This is a genomic window from Streptomyces sp. NPDC054847, from assembly GCF_053610925.1.
Genome location: NZ_JBSGZJ010000105.1, coordinates 1 through 18153, shown reverse-complemented (window position 1 = coordinate 18153; position 18153 = coordinate 1). Strand labels below are relative to the sequence as shown.

The window sequence follows — 18153 nt, the reverse complement described above, 5'->3', positions numbered from 1 at the left end:
CCTGTCTTCGCCCCGGCTGGCCGCGCCCGGCGGCGCGCTACGTGCTGCGGGCGACGGAGGGGAAACCCGCCGTGGCTGGGGCGGTCGGCTCCACGACTTTAGCCAGCCACTTTGGCGCGAGCCTCGAAGATCATGGCCCCAACGTCGTGCTTTACCGGGCAGGTCCACAGACTGCCCGACGCGCCGGAAGCTACGCTCGCGAGTTGCTCGAAGCGCTGGACGCCAAGTCCCTGGTTAAGAAGCGTATGTACGACACAGCCATCGCAGTCGCCCAGGTTGAGGCGATCCTGGCCCTTGCCGCAGCGGTAGCCGAGCAGGGGATAGGCACAGACCCACGCTGAACCGCCGCATCGGATTGCTGTACAGCAGCGGGGTACAGCAACCACGCTGACCGTCAGTGCACGCCCTGGATCTTCAAAGGCTGACTGACCAGGCCCGCAGACCTCAGCGACCTTCGTGCCCGTAGTTCGCATCGAGGAGTCGTGGCACGGTCCCCGGGCCGTGCCACTCTCGTGCCAGAACGGACGGGGACTCACGGGGAACCCGGGTGCACAGGGGTGAGTGCAGCCGGACCCTGATCAGGCTAGGGAATCCGCAGGTCACGCCTGTGATCGCCCAACCTCGCTCCTAAAGCGGGTGTCGGACGGCGCTACTGATCGTCCTCCTGGTTTGGGCTCTCGTAGCTCATGAACCAGTGACGGTCGAAGTAGCGAGCGGTCGAGTGTGGGTGCCGCGGGTCGGTGAGCATGCGATAGATGAACTCCGCGGTCGAGCCGTCGAACCGGTCCCACTCGGAGTGGTCGTCCTCGGTCAAGAGGATGGGCCACCGGTCAGGGTCGGCGCCCTCGGTGAGCCAGTAGAACGACGTCTCCTGTTCCGTGCTCGCCCACTGCAGCAACCCGCCCGGAGCCGGGTACAGGCGGTACGGCTCCCACCTGCCGCTGCCGTCGGCTCCGGCCGATCGAGCCCAGAACTCGTTGGTCCCGACGAGGTCGAGGCTGCCGGGCGGCCCGTCGGGGATCAGGAGGCCGAGGTAGTCGTCGAATTCGCCGTACCCGAAGCGTTCGACCAGTTCCTTGTAGTCACTGGGCAGCGCCGTCCCGAGACGGGTCTCAACCGTCACCCAGTCGACCGCGTTGCTCCGCTCCCGCTCCCACCCGGTGACGGCGACGACGCGGTCCACCCAGGGAGCATCCTCCGTCAGCCCGTCCGGCTGCGGTGCGGCCCGCTCGGCGACCAGCAGTACCGGCCTCACATCGCTGCCGGCCCGGACCGCGCCGCAGCCGATCCATCGGTCGGCGTGCGTCCATGCGCGCATCTCGACGACCAGGTCTCCGAAGGGGGCGAGGAGCGGCGCTCCGGTTCGTTCGGTCAGTGTCGGATCGGCGTACCCGTCCATGGCCAGGTTGCGCCTCTGTCCGTACCGGCCGCTGAGTACCCGGCCGAAGGCAGGCAGGTCCATGCCGTCATCTGCCGCCAGGCACACATGCCCCGCCTCATGACCGACCTGGCTGCACACCAGATCTCCCTGATCCAGCGCCACCAGGGCGTGAATGGCCGCGAGCAACTCCCATTCGTCCATGACCGGGAGTGAATCACAGGCCAATGACACCGCCGGCCGAGCTGCTCCCGGCGATCCTCCTCATGGTGTAGGGACTATGACTCCCGGGGAAGTTGACACATGCCTTCCGGTGCTTGTGCCAGATCCGTGCCAGAACAGAGGGAAAACCACGGTCAACGCCGGTCGTTGCCTGCCGACCTCCAGTGCCGTCGTGCGGGCGTTCAGGCAGGTCATCGGCACAATGTCGCCCGACAGCGCCGGTGATTCCCAAGCTCAGAGCGCGGGTTCGATTCCCGTCACCCGCTCCACGAGAAAGCCCCAGGCCAGCGGCCCGGGGCTTCTTTGTTGTCTAGACCGGATCAGGCTTCGCGTGCCCGTTCCGTGCCCGATGGCTGATCATCGGGCACGTCGGCAGCCTTTTGCCGCTCGGCACGACCCGGGAGTCGATCCCGTCGGTACCGTGCCGGCTTCACCCAGGAGGTGACAAACACGTCCAAGCCCTGATCGTCCTCGCTCGCCGACACGTCGACGTCCTCTGGGCGCACTCCGAGAGCGATGCGCATCCACCATCCCTCTGCCTGGCCCGACAAGGGATTCAGTAAGCTGCGGTGACCCAGGAGGCGCAGCCGGTGGGCATCGGACCAGAACGATCGGCCCGCATCGCAGCCGTGATCCAATCGGCCCGATCGATCTGGGAAGCGACGCACGACAGCAACACGCTGCAGCGGTGGCTGAAGGACCAGAACTGCCATGGGACCGACGCTGTGTTCGTCACCATGCGCCTCCTGAACTGCGGACTCGCTGAGGCTGGACGCATGTACTTCGCCGCCCCGTGCCGCCAGGCCTAGCGCGACTTCCACAATCAGGCTATGGACGACCTTGAGGCCACCGGCGAAGACGTCTGACAGCGTCGGGGGCACCCGCCGACCACCATGACTCAGGTCAGACTCCGCCGGCCTCGTCTCCTAGTGGCCGTAGATGTGCCCTCGCACCAGTGGATCGTTCTCCAGTATGAAGTCCGAGACCTTCCAGAACTCGTTCAAGCGCGGGTGCCGCAGGGCGGCCCCGCGATCGAGTTTGAGCCCGAAGAGCGGACCGTCGGGGTGGGCCAGGCCGGCGGTCACAAGCGTGGAGGCAGGCGTGGTCTGCCCCACCACCGGACCGATGCGGCAGGCGAAGGCGACGTGGTCACTCCACTGGTCAGGTCCCTCACCCCACGTTCCGAAGATGACGTCTATCCAGGCATCGTGATCGCGGTCGGTGTGGTGGTAGCAGTTCGCGAAGTACACGGCGTGCGGAGCACCGTCGGCGTGGACGAAGCCCCACGCCCGCTCAATGGGAGCGTCACAACAGTCGCACGTGAACTCACGTGTCTGGCGGTCGGGACCGAAGGTCAGCAGCATGCGGCACATGATGCTCGACCCGGCGATCGTCGCACCCGGCGGGGCCACGTGGCGCCGGTCCAGGGACTGGAGTTCGTGGGTCGTCGATGTGGACCGTGATCTCGGACCCCGACGTCGAGCTGAAGGTAGCGACCTTCTGGGACAGTTGAATCCGATCAAACGGGTTGGATTCCGTGAAGAACATCGCCCAAATCAGCGCACGATCAGCGGTCAGACGCGCGATGAAGCCCTCCGACCCGTAGGAACCCTCGCCGCCCCACAGCAGCCCCTTCTCGCCCAGGTCCACCGCGGCAAGCCCATCGACCGAAGACACCCACAACGGGTCCCTCTCCAGCATCTCGTTGAGGTCGAAGGGAGCGAGCACCCTGAATCCCCCCGGCACGTCGGGGTCGAGGGTGACGTCGCAAGAGTGCCCGTCGGCGAAGTGGACTGCATCCTTGATGGGGAGCTCGGAGTCTTCCCACAGGCTTTCAATCACGGTCATTGCTTCAGATTTTCCGTTGCGCACGTACCCCGGCCTCTCCTGGGGGCCGGCCGGGGCAAACTGGCTCGCCCAATCCGCGCTGCTCCACGCGGAGTCATGCGCTTCTGAACCTATGGGACTCCACCTCCCGGCTCATCCCCCTGCGGCAGCAAGCCTGTTGCCTGGCGCGGCGCCAACTGCCGCCGCTTCAGAGCGTCGTGAATTGCCAGGCCGAGGGCCTCCGCCCCCCGTAGAGCTCAGGTGCTGTCGGTGGGGTCTTCTACTGTCACGCCTCATGGGAAACTACTTTCAGACCGTCGTCGACGTGGATGCCACGCCGGCAGACGCGGCAGACCTCGCTGCTCGCGGCCTTGACTGGCTCGTCAGGGAAGGGATAGTCCGCGCCGAGCGCACGGACTGTGTTCTCGGCGCCCCGCTGGGACATCCGCCCGGTCCTCTCTGGGCCAAGGCGGTGGCCCAAGCGGACTGGGAGCCCAGCGACGGACTCAAGATCGAGACGGGCCGAACCGTCTTCCACGGCGGGCAGGGCGACGCCATGTACGCCGTGTGCCCTCACTGTGCCGGCCGCGTGGACCTGTACACCGATGAGTGGGACATGATCGAGGGCGCCTGGGAGCCCTTCGGAAGGGCCATCGACACCTGGGACGACACGGGCCGAGCCGCCGTTACGTGCCCACGCTGCGGTCGAGCCGGTGACCTGACCGCGTGGGCCTGGGGCGACGACTACTACGCATTCGGCTACCTGGGCTTCGAGTTCTGGGACTGGCCCGATTTCAGCCCCGGCTTTCTTGAACGATTCGCACGCGCGCTGGGTGGCCATCGCACGGTCCTGGTGGGAGGCAAGCTCTGAGGAACGGGGTTCGCGCGACCGCTCACCGTCCCGCCTTCCGGCTGGGCCTTTCGTACCGCCCGGCCCGGTAGGCGGCGGGGCGTCCGCGCTCCGCGCGGCGGACCGCGGGGGTCATGGCCGTCGCGGCGGCCAGGAGGACCGCTCCGAGGAGCAGCCAGCCCGCCGGGCCGAAGGTGACCAGCAAAGTGGTGGCGAGGGCCGGGCCCAGCGTGCGGGCCACCGGGATGCCGGAGCCGAAGAAGCCCTGGTACTGGCCGATCCGGTCGGGCGGTGCGAGGGAGAAGCTGATCTGCCACGCGCCGGCCGAGTGCTGCATCTCCGCGGCGACCTGGAGCGCCGCCCCAAGGGTCAGTACGGCGAGCGCCGACCAGGCGGAGAGGCCGGACAGGGCGGTCGTGGCGAAGACCGCGCACGACGCGAGCATCACAAGTCCCGATCTGCGGACGGCGCGGGTCGCCGTCGCGGTGTCGGTCACCTTCCGGGCCACGCGGACCTGGCAGAGCGTCACCGCCAGGGTGTTGAGGACGAAGAGCGCCGACACCGTCCAGTCCGGCGCCTCCGTACGCTCGGCGATCCACAGCGGCAGGGCCAGACTGAGCAGCGGCAGCCGCAGCAGCAGGACTGCGTTCAGCAGCGTGACCAGCACGTAGGGGCGGTCACGCAGCACCGCGAGCCCTGGCTTGCCCGGCACGGTGCCCGCGCCCGGCGGTACGGGCAGTACCCGCGGCAGCCTGTGGAGGATCAGCGCACACGCCAGGAAGCAGGCCGCGTCGAGGGCGAAGACGGCGAGGTAGGCGGCGCGGGTGCCGGCGTGCAGGGCGAGCCCGCCGAGAGCGGCCCCTACGGCGAGCCCCGCGTTGAGCGTCGCTTGGAGCCGCGCCAGAACGCCTGTGCGCTCCGACGGTTCGACCAGCCCTGCGAGGAGCGCCTGCCGGGCGGCCGCCAGTCCGCACTGGGCCGTGGTGTACAGGCAGGCGGCGATCAGGAACGGCACGAAGGAGCGTATGAAGAGGAACGCGACGACCGTGGCGCTCGTCGCCAGAGCCAGCAGCAACGCGGTGCCGCGCGGCCCCCGGCGGTCCGCGAGCTGCCCGAGTGGTACGCCTGCCAGGGAACCCACGCCCCAGGCCGTCGTCAGGCCGAGGCCGATCTGCCCGGCCGACAGCCCGACGACCTGTGAGAAGTACAGCGCCGAGCAGGTGTAGAAGGCTCCGTCCCCGATGGAGTTGGCCAACTGTGCGGCGGCGAGCACACGAGGCGCGGCTCGGTCCGTGGACGTCGGACGCGGTGGCGAAACAGGCATGCCCATGACGCTAGACGCGCGATCACGAGCTGCCTTGGGCCAGTTCTTGTGCCGGTTCGAGGGCCATTCACGCCGTGGTGCCCTCGGCCCCGGACTCTCCGTCCAGGGCTGCCGTCCGGCCACCCCGCGCCGCCGCTCCACGGCGGACGGGACGGCGGGGCTACGTGGTGCGCCTGCGCCGGCGTCCGTCTCGTGTCAGAAACGCGATCAGGGCGGTCACGCCGGCGGTCACGGCGAGGCTGCCGGCCATGACCATCAGCACGCCGACCATGAAGAGGCCGCTGGAGTCGTCCGACCAGTCGTAATAGGCCGCGGCGGTCAGACCGACCGGGATGCCGGCCACGGCCGCTATGTAGTTCCGGGACACCGCCCCGTACACCAGCGCCAGCAGGGTCAGCACCAGGCCGATCACCTGCCACGCCTCGTACGGGCCGGTCGTCGAGCCGTCCGGCTGCACGTCACGCTGCTGGTCCCAGCCCAGCCAGGCGGCCCATGCCCCGACCGAGAGCGCCGCCAGTACGAGGCTTGCCGCCAGCTGGGGAACGAGTTTCGCAAGTCCTTGTCGCATGGCTCCAGCGTCCCGGCTCGTGCCGGGACGGGCCAGGGCGCACGTACTCAGTTCCGACCAGGTACTTCGACGTGGGTGAGCCGCTCCTTGGCGTCGCGCCCGGGCACAGCGGAGAGGTACGGCGACCTGTGGCCATACCTTCCGGGGCCGGGGCCGGAGCCGGGGCCGCACGGTGATCAGTTCGGACGGCGAGGCTGTACGCCGTGTCGTGCCGGGGCACGGCGGAGCGCCGAGCGGGGGGCGCCGGGTGCGCCCCCCTGGCTCGCGACGGGTGTTACGCGGGGGCCGCCTCCGTCTCCGGCGCGGGCTCCTCGGCCGGTTGGACCGTGGCCGTTCCGTCCCGGCTGATCAGGCAGACGACCGCACACGCTGTCGCCACCGCGGCGGCGGCGTACCAGTTGGCGCCCGGAACGCCGAGGGAGAGCGACAGGTCGAACAGGACGCCGGCGAGGAGCGAGCCGACCATGTTGCCCGCGCTGCGGAAGAAGTGCATGGCGCCCATGGCCTTGGCCAGTCGCTGCTCGGGGACCTTGCGGGCGACCCAGATGTCGAAGGACGGCACGAAGAGGACCTCGCCGAGGACGACGACGAGACAGCCGACGATCACCCAGGCGGCACTGCGGCCGGCGCCGAAGGCGAGGAAGGCGGCGGTCATGCCGGCCAGGCCGACGGCCATGACGGCGCCCGGACGCAGGTGCTTGATCAGGAACTTGAAGAGGGGGTACTGGAGCACCAGGACGCTCAGACCGGTGATCCAGAACGGTGCGGACGGCGCCCACTGCGGCGCGTACTCCTCCATGTGGAGCGGAATGCCGACCAGGAAGCCGATCGAGAGGAACCAGAACACGGCCGAGAGCAGGAAGTACCGGGTGGCTCCCCGTACGTCGATGCCCTTGAACACGGTCAGGCTGAACAGCGGCTTGGGCGCCTGGGCCGCCTCGGCCGCCCGCGCGTCGGCCGCTGCCTGTGTCTCGAACCCGTCGCGCGGGATGAACGCCGAGGACGCGAGGCAGAAGCCGATGAAGATGGCGAACACGACGCTGAAGAGAGTGCGCAGATCCACGTCGGCGAGCAGACCGCCGAGCAGCGCACCGCCGAACAGGCCCACCTGCGCCGACATCTGGAAGGTGGAGAACGCCTTGGGCCGCTCGTCGTCCGGGTAGGAGACGAGGATGTTCTTCAGGCCGGGGAAGGCGGTTCCGGAACCGAATCCGATGAAGAACGCGAGCACGCTGTAGACGAGCACGCCGCCGCTGAAGCCCATGGCGCCCAGCGCCACCGCCTCCATGGCGGTGCCGAGGAACACCGCACCCCGGATGCCGACGCGGGCCGCGGTCCCCTCGTAGAAGAACGTGGCGAGCAGACGGCCCACGTACGTCATACACATGACCACGCCGGCCCAGAAGCCGCTGTCGGTGCCGCCGAGCGAGGCGAGGAGTACGGGGAACCAGATGAAGTTCCCGATGTGGGCGAGGAAGATGCCGGCGTTGACGCCGATGAGTGCCCGCCTGCGTTCGATGGTCATAGCGCGACCTTTCCCTTGGACTCGGTGGCGCGGAGGTCCGCGATGGCGCGCGCGACGGCGGGCCGGTCGACCGGTACACCCCGGACGACGGTGGCCAGGGGCAGTGCCGAGAGCGGCTTGCCGGGCGCGTGCAGGTTGTACGTGGCCGCCGCCCCGGGGCTCAGGGGATGGGCTCCGGCGGTGTCGCCGCGCAGTTCGTCGAAGTAGCGGCGGCCGCCGACCGTGGCCTGCCGGCGCAGCGCTCCGGCCGAGGAGACGTCGTCGCCGCGCAGCAGGTCGAGCTCGCTGAGGAGGGAGTAGCCGTGATAGGCGCCGGTGTTGCCGGAGTCGGTGCCGACGAGCAGGTTGCCGTGGCGCAGCGCGGTGAGGGCGTTGCGCCGCATGTCGGCCAGTGCGGCGGTGCGGGTCTCCTGGCAGCCGTACTCGATCCCGAAGGGCTTCTCGATGCCCTGGACGAATGCGAGGTTGTAGCGGTCCTGGGTCTCGGCGAATCCCTCGCGGCCGTAGTCGGCGAGGAACTCCTCCCGTGTCATGACCATGGGGCTCAGTCCGGCGAGAGTGGAGACGAACCGGGCGCCCTCGAGCCGCTTCCAGTCGGCCGCGTCCAGGGTCCGGTCCCGCACCGAGTGGGCGAAGAGCCGGAATCCGCAGTCGTACGCCCAGAGGGTCTCCTGGAGCGTGTTGCAGTCGATGACCGCGGTGATGCCGCGCTCGGCGGCGATCCGGGCGGTGAACTTGAGGACCCGCTCGGACAGGCGGGAGAAGCGTACGGGGGTGCCCGGCTGCTCCGTGCCGTCCGTGAACATGACCTTGAGGAAGGTGCCGCCCCGCTCGGTGTTGGTGCGCAGCGCGTGGTCCAGGTCGGCCTCGACGGCGAGCATGTGGACGGGCGCCGGGAATTCGACGCCGTGCCCGCGCAGTCCGGCCGCGTTGGTCATCGCCGTCACCGCGTATCCGCAGTGGGCGATCTCGGGGTACGGCCAGGGCGAGGTGCGGCTGCCGGCTTCCCAGGCATCGGACACCAGGGGGAAGCCGAACATGTCCACCACGTGGGTGACCCCGTGGTAGAGGTACTGGAGGGCGACGATCCGCGGGTCGTCGACGGAGTCGTCCCAGTTGGCGGGCAGCGAGACATGGGCGTGGGTCTCGGTGTAGCCGGGCCACAGCTCCGTCTCGCCTCCGCCGCGTGTGCCCGAGGGTTCGATGCGGGTGAAGACGCCGTCCTCGGTGGTGACGTCGAACAGCGCCTCGTCGTCGAGGGCGGGCACGGCCACGCCCCGGAGGGTCGCGGGCGGCGCCTGGCGGTGGGCGGTCGTGTTCATCGGGCCACGTCGACCTTCATCCGCAGGTCGATGCCGTCGAGGGCCGCCTCGCACCGCTTGTTGACCTCGTCGCGGTCGGCGCCGGTGAAGATGATGTGGCCGATCCAGTCGAAGTTGCTGCGGGACAGCCGGGTGACCGGGGTGCCCGGCTTCTTGTAGGCAAGGGCGCTGTGGAAGCCGGGGAGCTCCTCGATGGAGTCGAAGCCGATGGCCTCCACGGTGCCGGCGACGGGGGCGCCGAACCAGTGGCCGCCGGCGGTGGTCTCGCCGGGGAAGGGGAGTTCGGGCCGCTCGCCGAGGGCCTGCCGGATGACCTCGAGGTAGGGGTCGACGCCGGAGGTGATCTGCATGAGGCTCGGCACGATCCCGCCGATGAGACGGCCGTTGACCTCGCACAGCACCGGGCCGTCCGCGCCGAGCAGGTACTCGGTGTGGATGAAGCCGAAGTCGACGCCGAGTTCGTTCAGTACGCGGGTGGTGGTGGCGAACAGCTCGTCCTGGAGCGGGTGTCCGCTGAAGTAGGTGGCGCCCATCTCGATGAAGTGCGGGAACCCGCTCAGCGGCCGGTCGGTCAGGCCGAGGTTGACGACCTCGCCGTTGCCGAGGACGCAGGACTCCACGGAGATCAGCTCGCCGGTGACGAACTCCTCGATGAGGATGTCCGGGATGCGTACGACGCCGCGGCCGTAGTCGACGACGTCCGCCAGTTCGGCCAGGTAGTCGCGCAGGTCGTCCTCGTCCTTGAGGTGCAGGACGTGCAGGCTGGCCGTGCCGTCGGAGGGCTTGACCACGCAGGGGAAGCCGATCTCGCGAACGGCGGCCTCGACCCCGGCCGGGTCGGCGACGTGGGCGAAGCGCGGCTGCCGTACGCCGGTGCCGTCCAGGGTGAGGCGGGTCAGGTGCTTGTGCCGGGCGTTGCGGGCGCCCTCGACGCTCATGCCCGGCAGGCCGAGCGCCTCGGCGACCGCCGCGGTGTGCACGGTGTGGTACTCGCTGTAGGTGGTGACGCCGTGGACCGGCTTCTCGGCGTGCAGGCTGCGTGCGAGCGCCGTCAGGTCCTCGATGGAGAAGGCCTGTTCGCTCTTGACCACCTGGCACCTGGGGTGCGCGTAGGCGGCCTCCGCCAGGGGGGAGACGCCGAGGTAGAAGTCGGGGTCGACCGACACGAGGGTGACGTCGTGGCCCAGTTCCAGGGCGTTGGCGATGCCGGCGATCCCGTTCGGGTTGCATTCGATCATGAGGATATGCATGAGTATGTACTCCTGAGGTCTCGTGGTCGCTGCCGGTTGTGTGGTGTGCGGCAGCGCGGGGATGCGGTGGGTGGTCGATGCGCGTGATGCGGTCGGGCGCGGGTGCTTCCGGGCGTCCGGGGCAACGGCTCAGCGGGCGGCGGCTCCGGAGGCTGCCGCCGGAGCCCGGGACCCGGCCCTGTCCACGGCCGCGAGCACGGCGGGCAGGTCGAGGCCGAGCGCGGCCATGACCTCCTCGTGGTCGCCGCCCCGGTAGGGCCAGCTCTGGTCCGCGCTCACCGACGTGACCTCGCACCGGGGCATCAGCAGCGCGAGACCCTCGGCGATACCGCCCTGGCCCCGGTGCTCCTCGATGACGACGAACCGCCTGTGGTGGCGGGCCAGTTCGGCGGCGGCCAGGGTCAGATGCTCGTGGTCCAGGTAGACCAGGTGCGCGTGGGCGGCGCCGGGCACGGCCGGCCGGGCCGCCATGGCCAGGCGGGTGCCCTCCTCCCCCACCGACACCAGGCAGACCTCCTCGGGTCCGGAACGGAACTCCCAGTTGACGAGGGGCGGTTGCTCGCCCGTCCAGTCGATCGAGTCGTACGCGGCGTTGCGGCCGGTCCGGATGTAGTGCGGCTTGCCGGAGCGCACGGCCGCCCGGACCACCGCGCGCATCTCGGCCTCGCCGTAAGGGGCCGCGATGGTCACGCCGGGGACGCTGCGCAGGATCGCCAGGTCCTCCAGGCAGTGGTGGGTGGTGCCGAACCACGCTCCGGAGACACCCGCGTAGGGCGCGACGACGGTGACCCCTGCGGACAGATAGCCGAGGGTCAGCTTCAGGCTCTCCGCCGCCCTCAGGGCCGCGAACGGCGCGAAGGTGCTGGCGAACGGCTTGAGGCCGCCTGCGGCGAGGCCCGCCGCCATGTCGACCATGGCGCCTTCCGCGATGCCGAGGTTGAAGAACCGTTCCGGATGGGCGGCCTGGAAGGGGTGGCCCTTGCCGCCCAGGTCCGCCTCGAGGCACACGATGGAGTCGTCGTCGGCGGCGAGCCCGGTGAGCTCGTCCCGGTAGGCGTCCCGGCCGGAGAGAGTCATCGGACAGCTCGCTTCCACTTGGCGGCGCGCGCGGCGTCGATGGTCACGTAATGGGAGGCGGCCTTCCCCTCCACGGCCGGCACGCCCTTCCCCTTGACGGTGTCCGCGACGACGGCCAGCGGCCGGCGGGCCGTCGACCGGTCCGCGGCGAACAGCGCCGTGAGGGCGGCGAGATCGTGCCCGTCGGTCTCCGCCACCTCGAACCCGAAGGCGGCGAACCGGTCGGCGAGGCGGGGCAGCGGCGAGATGTCGGCCACCGGCCCGTCGTTCTGGCCGCCGTTGCGGTCCACGACGAGCACGAAGTTGCCCAGCCCCTGGGCAGCGGCGACCTGGCAGGTCTCCCAGACCAGACCCTCTTGGAGCTCACCGTCACCCGCGACGGCGATGCCGAGCCCCGGCCGGCCCGCGATCCGGCGGGACAGCGCCCACCCGGCGGCGTACGGCACTCCGTGGCCGAGGCTCCCGGTGGGGAACCGGACGCCGGGCACCTTGGGGCCCGGGTGTCCGGTGTAGGGCCCGTCCGCCATGCCGTACAGCGGGGCGGGGTTCTCCGGCAGGACGCCGCTGACGTGCAGGGCGGCGTAGAGGCCGGCGGCCGCGTGGCCCTTGCTCAGGACGACCTCGGTGCCGTCGCCGGCCGAGACCCGGTGCAGCGCCGCGATCAGGATGTCGAGCACGGACAGGCTGCCGCCGAGGTGGCAGCCGCGCGGGCTCGCGGCCATGTCGACGACCAGCCGCCTGGCCTCCGCCGCGCGGGCGGCGAGGATGTCCAGGACGGGCAGGGTCTCCGGCGGGTCGAGTACGGCGGTCATCAGCGGCTCCCTTCGGGCAGGGCGAACCATCGGTTGACCGCGTCGGCGAGCAGGGAGCGGGCGGTGCGGTACTCCATGCCGCCGATGCGCTCCTCGTCGGTGTGGTCGAGCGAGGAGTCGCCGGGCCCGTACGCCACCATCGGCACGTCGTGCCAGGTGGTGGCCAGCGTGTTCATGTCGGAGGTCCCCTTCTTCACCACGAAGCGGGGCCTGATCCCGGCATCGGCGAAGGCCCGGGTGAAGGCCTTGACCAGCGGGCCGGAACGGCCGCCGGCGTAGCCCGGGGTGGCGCGCAGCACCTCGATCTCCACGCCCTCGCGGACATGGCCGAGCGCGGCGGTGCGCAGCGCTTCCAGGTCGGCCGTGGGCGGCACCCGGAAGTTGAGGATCCCGGTGGCCCGGTTCTGCTCGCGCCCGGTCGCGCAGCTGATGTCGATGACCGCGCTCAGGGCGTCGGGCGCCTGCGCGAGGACCGAGGCACGGATCTCGCCGAGGGCCCCGATCAGGTGGTCCGGGGCGGACACCGCGTCCATGCCGGCCGAGTGCCCGCTGGGCACGGACGCGGTCACCTCGAGCTTGAACAGGCCGAAGTAGCCGAGGGTCAGGGTCCGCGAGCCGCTGGGCTCACCGATGACGACGGCGTCGGCCGGATAGGTGTCGCGCACGTGGAAGGCGCCCTTGGAGGAGGAGATCTCCTCCTCGACCGCGCCGATCGCGCACAGCTGGCCGTCCTCCGGGATGTCCGCGTGCGCGAGCACCTCCAGGAAGCTCGCCAGGCTGCCCTTGGCGTCGACGCTGCCGCGTCCCCACAGTTCGTCCTCGCGCCATTCGGCGGGCCAGTGGTGCGGCACCGTGTCGAGGTGGCCGAGGAGCAGCAGCCGCCGGGGGCCGTCGCCGCGGGTCGCGACCAGGTTTCCCGCCTCGTCGACCCTGGCCCTCATGCCGCGCTCCTGGCACCACTCGGCCAGGAACGAGGCGAGTTCCGCCTCGTCGCCGGAGACCGATGGCACGGAGACCAGCCGGGTGAGCAGGCCGAGGTCGGCGGCGGGTTCCCTGGTGCGCCAGAAGCGGGTCCAGCCCGCCGGCTCCGTCATGGTGTGCGGACCGGTGACGGCCACGTCCGCGCTGCCCTCCAGGGCGATCTCGGCGGCGCGGACCTTCTGGCGCATCCTGCCGCCCGCGTACTGCGCGCCGTCGCCCGGATAGGCGTTGCACAGGGTCGAGCGGGGGTCGTCCGGGTCGGTCAGCAGTCCGGGCGTGCCGGTGACCAGCCGCAGATGGTCGGCGTGCAGGGCGTTGGAGAGGACCGCGGCGAGGACGTCTGCGTCGACGTTCAGCGGCGGCTCGCCGGCCCGGCCCGCCACCGGCGGCGACAGGCACACCACGTCGTACGTGTCGAGCAGGGCGTTCAGCCGTACGGTGTCGACGTCGGCGGGAACTCCGGCGCGGTGGTCGCGGACCACGACGGGACGGCCCTCGGGGGACAGTGCCTTCAAGGGGCGGTTGGCCCGGCCGGTCACCAGGCCGCCGCGCGCGGCCACGGCGGTGAACACGCTCAGCCCGAGGGTCCGCAGTCCCTGCTCCACGGCGGGCAGGGTGACCCGCTCGTAGGCGTCGACCAGGTGCGTCATCTCCTCGGGCGGGCAGTAGCGGACCGAGTCGCCGCCGGTGAGCCGCAGTTGCGGCATCGGCCGGCCGATCGCCGCGTAGTGCCGCTCGATGCCGGTGGCGCCGCCGGTGACCAGGAGTACCCGGGCGCCGCGGGCCACCACGTCCGCGATCTCCTTGTGGATGGTCTCGCGGTCGAGCGTCGCGCTGCCGACCTTGATCACGTAGAGGGGCCGGGTCATGGCGACACCGCCGTGGTGGGCAGCCCGGACGTCTCGTCGAAGCCGAAGATCAGGTTCATGGCCTGCACGGCCTGGCCGGCAGCGCCCTTGATCAGGTTGTCGAGGGCGGCCACGGCGACGCACTGGCCGTCGCGGACCGCGATCGCGACCTCGGCGACGTTCGAGCCGACGACGGCCTTGAGCATGGGGAAGTCCTGCGGCACCTTGGGCGCCGGCCGGACCCGCACGAACGGCTTGCCGACGTACGCCCTGGCGTAGGCGCGCTTGACGTCCAGCGCCGCGACTCCGGGCCGCAGTTCGGTGTACGCGGTGACCATGATGCCGCGGGCCACGTCGAGGCTGTGGGTGGAGAACCGCAGGTCCATGGCCGCGCCGGTGTGGTCGGCGATGGCCTGGCGGACCTCCGGCGCGTGCCGGTGCCCGTACAGCTTGTGCACGCGGAAGTTGCCGCTGCGCTCGGCGGGCGGCTCGCTGCCGCCGCGGCCCCCGCCCGTGGAGCCGGTCTTGGCGTCGACGATCACACGGCCGTCCACGAGGGACTCGGCGAACAGCGGGTACAGGGCGTAGACGCTGGTGACGGCCATGCAGCCGGGCAGGCTGATGAACCGGCTCTCCGGGACGCCGTCGCTGAGCTCGGGGACGTAGTAGGCGAAGTCCTCCGACGGCGGGTGGGCGGCGGTCCGCGGATAGTGCGTCAGGATCTCCGCGCTGTCCCGCAGCCGGAAGTCTCCGCCCAGGTTCACGACCCGCTTGGCGTGCTCGGCGATCAGCGGCAGCTGCTCGGGGAGGGCGCCGGTGGGCAGGCAGCCGAAGGCGATGTCGACGGCGTCGATGTCCGCCAGCCGCGCCAGGGGGCGGAACTTGAGCCCGGCCGCCTTGGGGTGGTTGCGCAGCCAGGGATGGACGCTGCCGATGGTGGCGCCCGCGCTGCGCTCCGCGGAGAGGAAGGCGAGCTCGACGTGGGGGTGCTCCAGCAGGAGCCGGATCATCTCGCCGCCGGTGTAACCGCTGGCGCCGATGACGGCGACGCGGATCGTCTCGTGAGAGGTCTCAGCCAAGACGGGCCGCCTTCTCGTACGGGCGGCGGTAATCGCCCTGTTCGACGAGCTTGCGGATGGCGTCCGGGCGCCGGGCGACCTTCCTGAAGGCGTCGGCGTAGCGCAGGATGCGCTCGTACTCGACCGGGGAGCGCAGCTCGCGGCAGAGGACCAGGGTGCTGTCCAGCATCCCCAGGGTGACGGGGAAGTCCTCCGGGCGGTGGTCGCGCACGGCCCCGGGGTTGAGGGTGAACGGGTAGCCGCCTCCGAAGCCGTCGCGGTGCCGGAAGGGCAGGTGGCACGGGATCGGGGTGTTCTGCCACTCGCGGGCGGGGACGCCCTCGGCGACGAGCAGTTCGTGCACCGCCTCCTTGACGGCGTGCACCGGGAGGTCGCCGAGTCCCACGGCGTCCGGGTGCAGGGTCATCCGGTACATGTTGTACGCGTGGACATGCCCGTCCGGTACGTGCGGCGGGGTGAACAGGCCGGTCTCACCCAGGGCTTCGCCGATCAGGGCGGCGTTGCGGGCCCGGATCTCGTCGTAGTAGGGCAGGCGTGCCAGCTGGCTGGTGCCGAAGGCCGCGGCGACCCACGACATGCCGTAGTCGATGCCGTGCCGATCCAGATAGGCGACGGCCCGGTCGTACGCCTCCTCGGTCGAGAAGAAGGCGATACCGCCCTCGCCGCCGAGCGGGAAGTTCTTGTCGGCCATCAGGCTCTGTCCGGCGGCGTCGCCGAAGGAGCCGGCCAGCCGGTCGCCGATCTTCGCGGAATGGGCGTGCGAGGCGTCCTCGACGAGCGCGATGCCGTGGCTGTCGGCCAGGACGCGCAGCGCGGGGACGTCCGCGGGCAGGCCGTGGACGTGCACCGGCATGAGCGCGCGGGTCCGGTCGGTGATCGCGGCGGCGGCGGCCCGCGGGTCCATGCAGTACGTGACCGGGTCGATGTCGACGAACACCGGGATCGCGTGGGCGGCGACGACGGCCTGGGCGGTGGCGATGAACGTGAACGCGGGGACGATGACCTCGTCCCCGGGCTGCACGCCGGCGCCCACCAGCGCCATGTGGAGGCTGGAGGTGCCGCTGGCGGTGGGCAGGGCGTACCGGGCGCCGACGTAGGAGCGGTAGGCCTCGGCGAAGCCGGCGACGACCTTCTCGGGCGTCTGCCGCTGGGCGAGCATCAGGTTGAAGACGTCTTCCTTGGTGATGACCGGGAAGAGCGTGCGGCGCATGGCCTTGGGGATCATCGCCCCGCCGCCGAGGGCGGCGAGTTCCGCTTCGAGGTCCGCGGCGTCGGGGAGCGGCAGCGGTGCCGCCGGGAAGTCAGTGATCATGAGCGTGCTCCGGAAGTGGCGGCGGGACGCGCCGCTCGGGTCAGGGCCATCCGTGCGCAGGCGGCCACCAGGGGGCTCAGCCGGTAGTTGAACTGGACGCCGGGCACCAGCGAGGCGTCGGCCTCCTCCTGCGTCCACATCGTGCGCAGGTCGTAGGCGCCGAAGATCTTCAGCCGCTCGGCGCGGGCCCAGAGCCCGGCGTCGTCCGTCAGCACGGCCGCGGCCGGTCCGAAGCCGAGCCCGGTCAGGTCCACGACCAGCGCGGGGGCACTCGCGCCGGCGGCCAGGTCGGCCAGCCGGTCGGCGTTGGTCGCGTCCAGCGCCACGTGGTCGTAGGCGACCGGTCGCGCGCCCTCTTCGTCCACCGCGGGCTCCACGGTGACGCCGAGCCAGTTCAGGAACGCTTCGGTGGCCGCGTCCGGCTCGGGCAGCGACACGGTGTCGCCGTGGCCGATGCCCTGGCCGGCGAGGGCCGCGTGGACGGCCCCGGTACGGCTGTTGAGGAGGACCGCCTTCGCGCGTCCGGTCTGCTTGGTCAGCAGCCTTTCCAGACCGGGCAGTTCCCGGTCGCTCTTCTCGATGCTCATGACCACGCCCGAGGTGAGGACGCGAGTGAGCACCGTCGCTGTGTCGAACAGTTCCATGGGTCGTCTCCGTGTCACGCGGCCGCGGCCGCGAGCTGCTCCGCGACGTAGGCGGCGAGGTGGCCGGCCACGTTGACTCCGTGCTGGGCGGAGGAGCGGGCGAATTCGGGGTTGGCATTCACTTCGAGCACGAGCAGCTCACCGGTGGCCCGGTCCTCGACCAGATCCACTCCGTAGAAACCGGGGCCGAGGATGTCGACGACGTGGCCGCAGAGCTTCTCGATCTCCGTGGTGACCTCGATCCGCCGGACCTCCGCCCCGAGGTGGGTATTGGTACGCCAGTCGGTCGAGACGCGCTGGATCGCCACCACGGGGGTGCGTCCGACGACGACCACGCGCAGGTCGTGGCCGGGCTTGTCGATGTACTCCTGTACGACGACGGGGAAGAGCTTCCCCGCGGCGTCGGCGGACTCGCGGCCGCCGGCCCAGGCCTCCACACACTCCGCGTTGGCCATCTTGGTGACACCGCGCCCCCAGGACCCGCTCACGGGCTTCACCACGGCGGGCAGGCCGAGTTCGGCGACGCTCGCGTGCACCTGCTCGTAACTGAAGGCGTGCCGGGTGACCGGGTGGGGGACGCCGTGGCGCTCGAAGAGCAGCGCCTGAAGTCCCTTGTCGTTGCAGGTCTCGATGGTCGCCGACCGGTTGAGGGTGGTGGCTCCGGCGTGCTCGAGCCGGCGGGAGACGCTGATCGCCTCGCGGTGCGAAAGGTTCCTGATGAGGACGAGACCGGGCGGGCCCGTGCGGCCCGCCACGACCTCGGCCAGATCCTTCACGAGCAACGGCCTTGCCGTCAGACCCTCGTCACGCAGTGCGCCGAGGAGGAGCTTCTCGTCGGGGCGCAGCATCGTGACCGAGAGCAGGACCTGGTCGGCGGAAGTCACTCGCCCCAGTCCTCTTCCACCTCGGGGGCGAGGTCCAGCCGCGCGCCGGCGGCGGACTTCTCCACGACCTCGTGCTCCTGGCCGCAGGCCGCGCACTCGGTGATCTCGCCCTTTTCCCAGGCTTCCTGGACCTCGAATTCCGTGTCGCACACGAGGCATTTCGGAGCCGCAATGGCGGTGGTCATTTTTCGAAACTCCTTCTGTAAATCGGCATGCTGATACGGCCGGCGGCGCGGGAGTCCCTCGGAGC

The 18153-nt window shown here is 70.7% G+C and carries 19 protein-coding genes; 2 read left to right on the top strand and 17 right to left on the bottom strand.

Features of this window, described 5'->3' with window-relative positions; all coding sequences use genetic code 11:
* A partial coding sequence (locus ACWGH4_RS13955) for a hypothetical protein (RefSeq protein ID WP_453459832.1) occupies positions 1-341 on the top strand: 341 nt, incomplete at its 5' end.
* A 308-nt stretch (positions 342-649) separates the two neighbouring features.
* Here the strand turns inward: ACWGH4_RS13955 and ACWGH4_RS13950 are convergent.
* The 4 genes from ACWGH4_RS13950 to ACWGH4_RS13935 all read right to left on the bottom strand — a co-directional run bounded on the left by ACWGH4_RS13950 (position 650) and on the right by ACWGH4_RS13935 (position 3448).
* Positions 650-1582 carry a hypothetical protein gene (locus ACWGH4_RS13950; RefSeq protein ID WP_453459829.1) on the bottom strand — a complete coding sequence of 311 codons (933 nt, stop codon included), beginning with the start codon at positions 1580-1582 and terminating at the stop codon, positions 650-652.
* Positions 1583-1920: 338 nt separating this feature from the next.
* Positions 1921-2313 (bottom strand): hypothetical protein, encoded by a 393-nt coding sequence (locus tag ACWGH4_RS13945; RefSeq protein WP_453459826.1) that lies wholly within the window; start codon positions 2311-2313, stop codon positions 1921-1923.
* A 213-nt stretch (positions 2314-2526) separates the two neighbouring features.
* The gene (locus ACWGH4_RS13940) at positions 2527-2964 is read right to left on the bottom strand and encodes a hypothetical protein (RefSeq protein ID WP_453459823.1); all 438 of its coding nucleotides are present in this window, start codon (positions 2962-2964) and stop codon (positions 2527-2529) included.
* The gene (locus tag ACWGH4_RS13935; RefSeq protein WP_453459820.1) at positions 2927-3448 is read right to left on the bottom strand and encodes a hypothetical protein; all 522 of its coding nucleotides are present in this window, start codon (positions 3446-3448) and stop codon (positions 2927-2929) included. The genes ACWGH4_RS13940 and ACWGH4_RS13935 overlap by 38 nt, the downstream gene beginning before the upstream one ends.
* 274 nt (positions 3449-3722) lie before the next feature.
* Between ACWGH4_RS13935 and ACWGH4_RS13930 the strand changes: the two genes are divergently transcribed.
* Positions 3723-4298, top strand: a complete 576-nt coding sequence (locus ACWGH4_RS13930) for a hypothetical protein (RefSeq protein WP_453459817.1) — start codon at positions 3723-3725, stop codon at positions 4296-4298.
* 22 nt (positions 4299-4320) lie between these two features.
* Here the strand turns inward: ACWGH4_RS13930 and ACWGH4_RS13925 are convergent, their stop codons facing one another.
* The 13 genes from ACWGH4_RS13925 to ACWGH4_RS13865 all read right to left on the bottom strand — a co-directional run.
* The gene (locus ACWGH4_RS13925) at positions 4321-5601 is read right to left on the bottom strand and encodes an MFS transporter (RefSeq protein ID WP_453459814.1); all 1281 of its coding nucleotides are present in this window, start codon (positions 5599-5601) and stop codon (positions 4321-4323) included.
* A 160-nt stretch (positions 5602-5761) separates the two neighbouring features.
* Positions 5762-6169, bottom strand: a complete 408-nt coding sequence (locus tag ACWGH4_RS13920) for a hypothetical protein (protein ID WP_453459811.1) — start codon at positions 6167-6169, stop codon at positions 5762-5764.
* Positions 6170-6443: 274 nt separating this feature from the next.
* Positions 6444-7694 carry an MFS transporter gene (locus tag ACWGH4_RS13915; protein ID WP_453459808.1) on the bottom strand — a complete coding sequence of 417 codons (1251 nt, stop codon included), beginning with the start codon at positions 7692-7694 and terminating at the stop codon, positions 6444-6446.
* Complete coding sequence (locus tag ACWGH4_RS13910; RefSeq protein WP_453459805.1) at positions 7691-9016, bottom strand: hydrolase; 1326 nt, start codon at positions 9014-9016, stop codon at positions 7691-7693. Before ACWGH4_RS13910 ends, ACWGH4_RS13915 begins: the two co-directional genes overlap by 4 nt.
* Complete coding sequence (locus ACWGH4_RS13905) at positions 9013-10266, bottom strand: ATP-grasp domain-containing protein (RefSeq protein WP_453459802.1); 1254 nt, start codon at positions 10264-10266, stop codon at positions 9013-9015. The genes ACWGH4_RS13910 and ACWGH4_RS13905 overlap by 4 nt, the downstream gene beginning before the upstream one ends.
* A 129-nt stretch (positions 10267-10395) precedes the next feature.
* Positions 10396-11343 carry a transketolase gene (locus tag ACWGH4_RS13900; protein WP_453459799.1) on the bottom strand — a complete coding sequence of 316 codons (948 nt, stop codon included), beginning with the start codon at positions 11341-11343 and terminating at the stop codon, positions 10396-10398.
* Positions 11340-12155, bottom strand: coding sequence for a thiamine pyrophosphate-dependent enzyme (locus ACWGH4_RS13895; RefSeq protein ID WP_453459796.1), 816 nt, complete (start codon positions 12153-12155; stop codon positions 11340-11342). The genes ACWGH4_RS13900 and ACWGH4_RS13895 overlap by 4 nt, the downstream gene beginning before the upstream one ends.
* Positions 12155-14005 (bottom strand): M20/M25/M40 family metallo-hydrolase, encoded by a 1851-nt coding sequence (locus ACWGH4_RS13890; RefSeq protein ID WP_453459793.1) that lies wholly within the window; start codon positions 14003-14005, stop codon positions 12155-12157. Before ACWGH4_RS13890 ends, ACWGH4_RS13895 begins: the two co-directional genes overlap by 1 nt.
* Positions 14002-15063, bottom strand: a complete 1062-nt coding sequence (gene argC, locus ACWGH4_RS13885; protein WP_453459790.1) for an N-acetyl-gamma-glutamyl-phosphate reductase — start codon at positions 15061-15063, stop codon at positions 14002-14004. Before argC ends, ACWGH4_RS13890 begins: the two co-directional genes overlap by 4 nt.
* Entirely contained in the window at positions 15056-16375 is a 1320-nt protein-coding gene (locus ACWGH4_RS13880; protein WP_453459787.1) for a DegT/DnrJ/EryC1/StrS aminotransferase family protein, read from the bottom strand. The genes argC and ACWGH4_RS13880 overlap by 8 nt, the downstream gene beginning before the upstream one ends.
* Positions 16372-17019 carry a degT/DnrJ/EryC1/StrS aminotransferase gene (locus tag ACWGH4_RS13875; RefSeq protein ID WP_453459784.1) on the bottom strand — a complete coding sequence of 216 codons (648 nt, stop codon included), beginning with the start codon at positions 17017-17019 and terminating at the stop codon, positions 16372-16374. The genes ACWGH4_RS13880 and ACWGH4_RS13875 overlap by 4 nt, the downstream gene beginning before the upstream one ends.
* A 14-nt stretch (positions 17020-17033) precedes the next feature.
* Positions 17034-17903 carry a RimK family alpha-L-glutamate ligase gene (locus ACWGH4_RS13870; protein ID WP_453459781.1) on the bottom strand — a complete coding sequence of 290 codons (870 nt, stop codon included), beginning with the start codon at positions 17901-17903 and terminating at the stop codon, positions 17034-17036.
* A partial coding sequence (locus tag ACWGH4_RS13865) for a hypothetical protein (RefSeq protein ID WP_453459778.1) occupies positions 17900-18153 on the bottom strand: 254 nt, incomplete at its 5' end. The genes ACWGH4_RS13865 and ACWGH4_RS13870, both read right to left, overlap by 4 nt.

Bases quoted from the DNA above. Each gene is read 5' to 3' on its own strand.
- ACWGH4_RS13950 (WP_453459829.1), bottom strand. From the start codon at position 1,582: ATGGACGAATGGGAGTTGCTCGCGGCCATTCACGCCCTGGTGGCGCTG.
- ACWGH4_RS13945 (WP_453459826.1), bottom strand. From the start codon at position 2,313: ATGGCAGTTCTGGTCCTTCAGCCACCGCTGCAGCGTGTTGCTGTCGTG.
- ACWGH4_RS13940 (WP_453459823.1), bottom strand. From the start codon at position 2,964: ATGCTGCTGACCTTCGGTCCCGACCGCCAGACACGTGAGTTCACGTGC.
- ACWGH4_RS13935 (WP_453459820.1), bottom strand. From the start codon at position 3,448: ATGACCGTGATTGAAAGCCTGTGGGAAGACTCCGAGCTCCCCATCAAG.
- ACWGH4_RS13930 (WP_453459817.1), top strand. From the start codon at position 3,723: ATGGGAAACTACTTTCAGACCGTCGTCGACGTGGATGCCACGCCGGCA.
- ACWGH4_RS13925 (WP_453459814.1), bottom strand. From the start codon at position 5,601: ATGCCTGTTTCGCCACCGCGTCCGACGTCCACGGACCGAGCCGCGCCT.
- ACWGH4_RS13920 (WP_453459811.1), bottom strand. From the start codon at position 6,169: ATGCGACAAGGACTTGCGAAACTCGTTCCCCAGCTGGCGGCAAGCCTC.
- ACWGH4_RS13915 (WP_453459808.1), bottom strand. From the start codon at position 7,694: ATGACCATCGAACGCAGGCGGGCACTCATCGGCGTCAACGCCGGCATC.
- ACWGH4_RS13910 (WP_453459805.1), bottom strand. From the start codon at position 9,016: ATGAACACGACCGCCCACCGCCAGGCGCCGCCCGCGACCCTCCGGGGC.
- ACWGH4_RS13905 (WP_453459802.1), bottom strand. From the start codon at position 10,266: ATGCATATCCTCATGATCGAATGCAACCCGAACGGGATCGCCGGCATC.
- ACWGH4_RS13900 (WP_453459799.1), bottom strand. From the start codon at position 11,343: ATGACTCTCTCCGGCCGGGACGCCTACCGGGACGAGCTCACCGGGCTC.
- ACWGH4_RS13895 (WP_453459796.1), bottom strand. From the start codon at position 12,155: ATGACCGCCGTACTCGACCCGCCGGAGACCCTGCCCGTCCTGGACATC.
- ACWGH4_RS13890 (WP_453459793.1), bottom strand. From the start codon at position 14,005: ATGACCCGGCCCCTCTACGTGATCAAGGTCGGCAGCGCGACGCTCGAC.
- ACWGH4_RS13880 (WP_453459787.1), bottom strand. From the start codon at position 16,375: ATGATCACTGACTTCCCGGCGGCACCGCTGCCGCTCCCCGACGCCGCG.
- ACWGH4_RS13875 (WP_453459784.1), bottom strand. From the start codon at position 17,019: ATGGAACTGTTCGACACAGCGACGGTGCTCACTCGCGTCCTCACCTCG.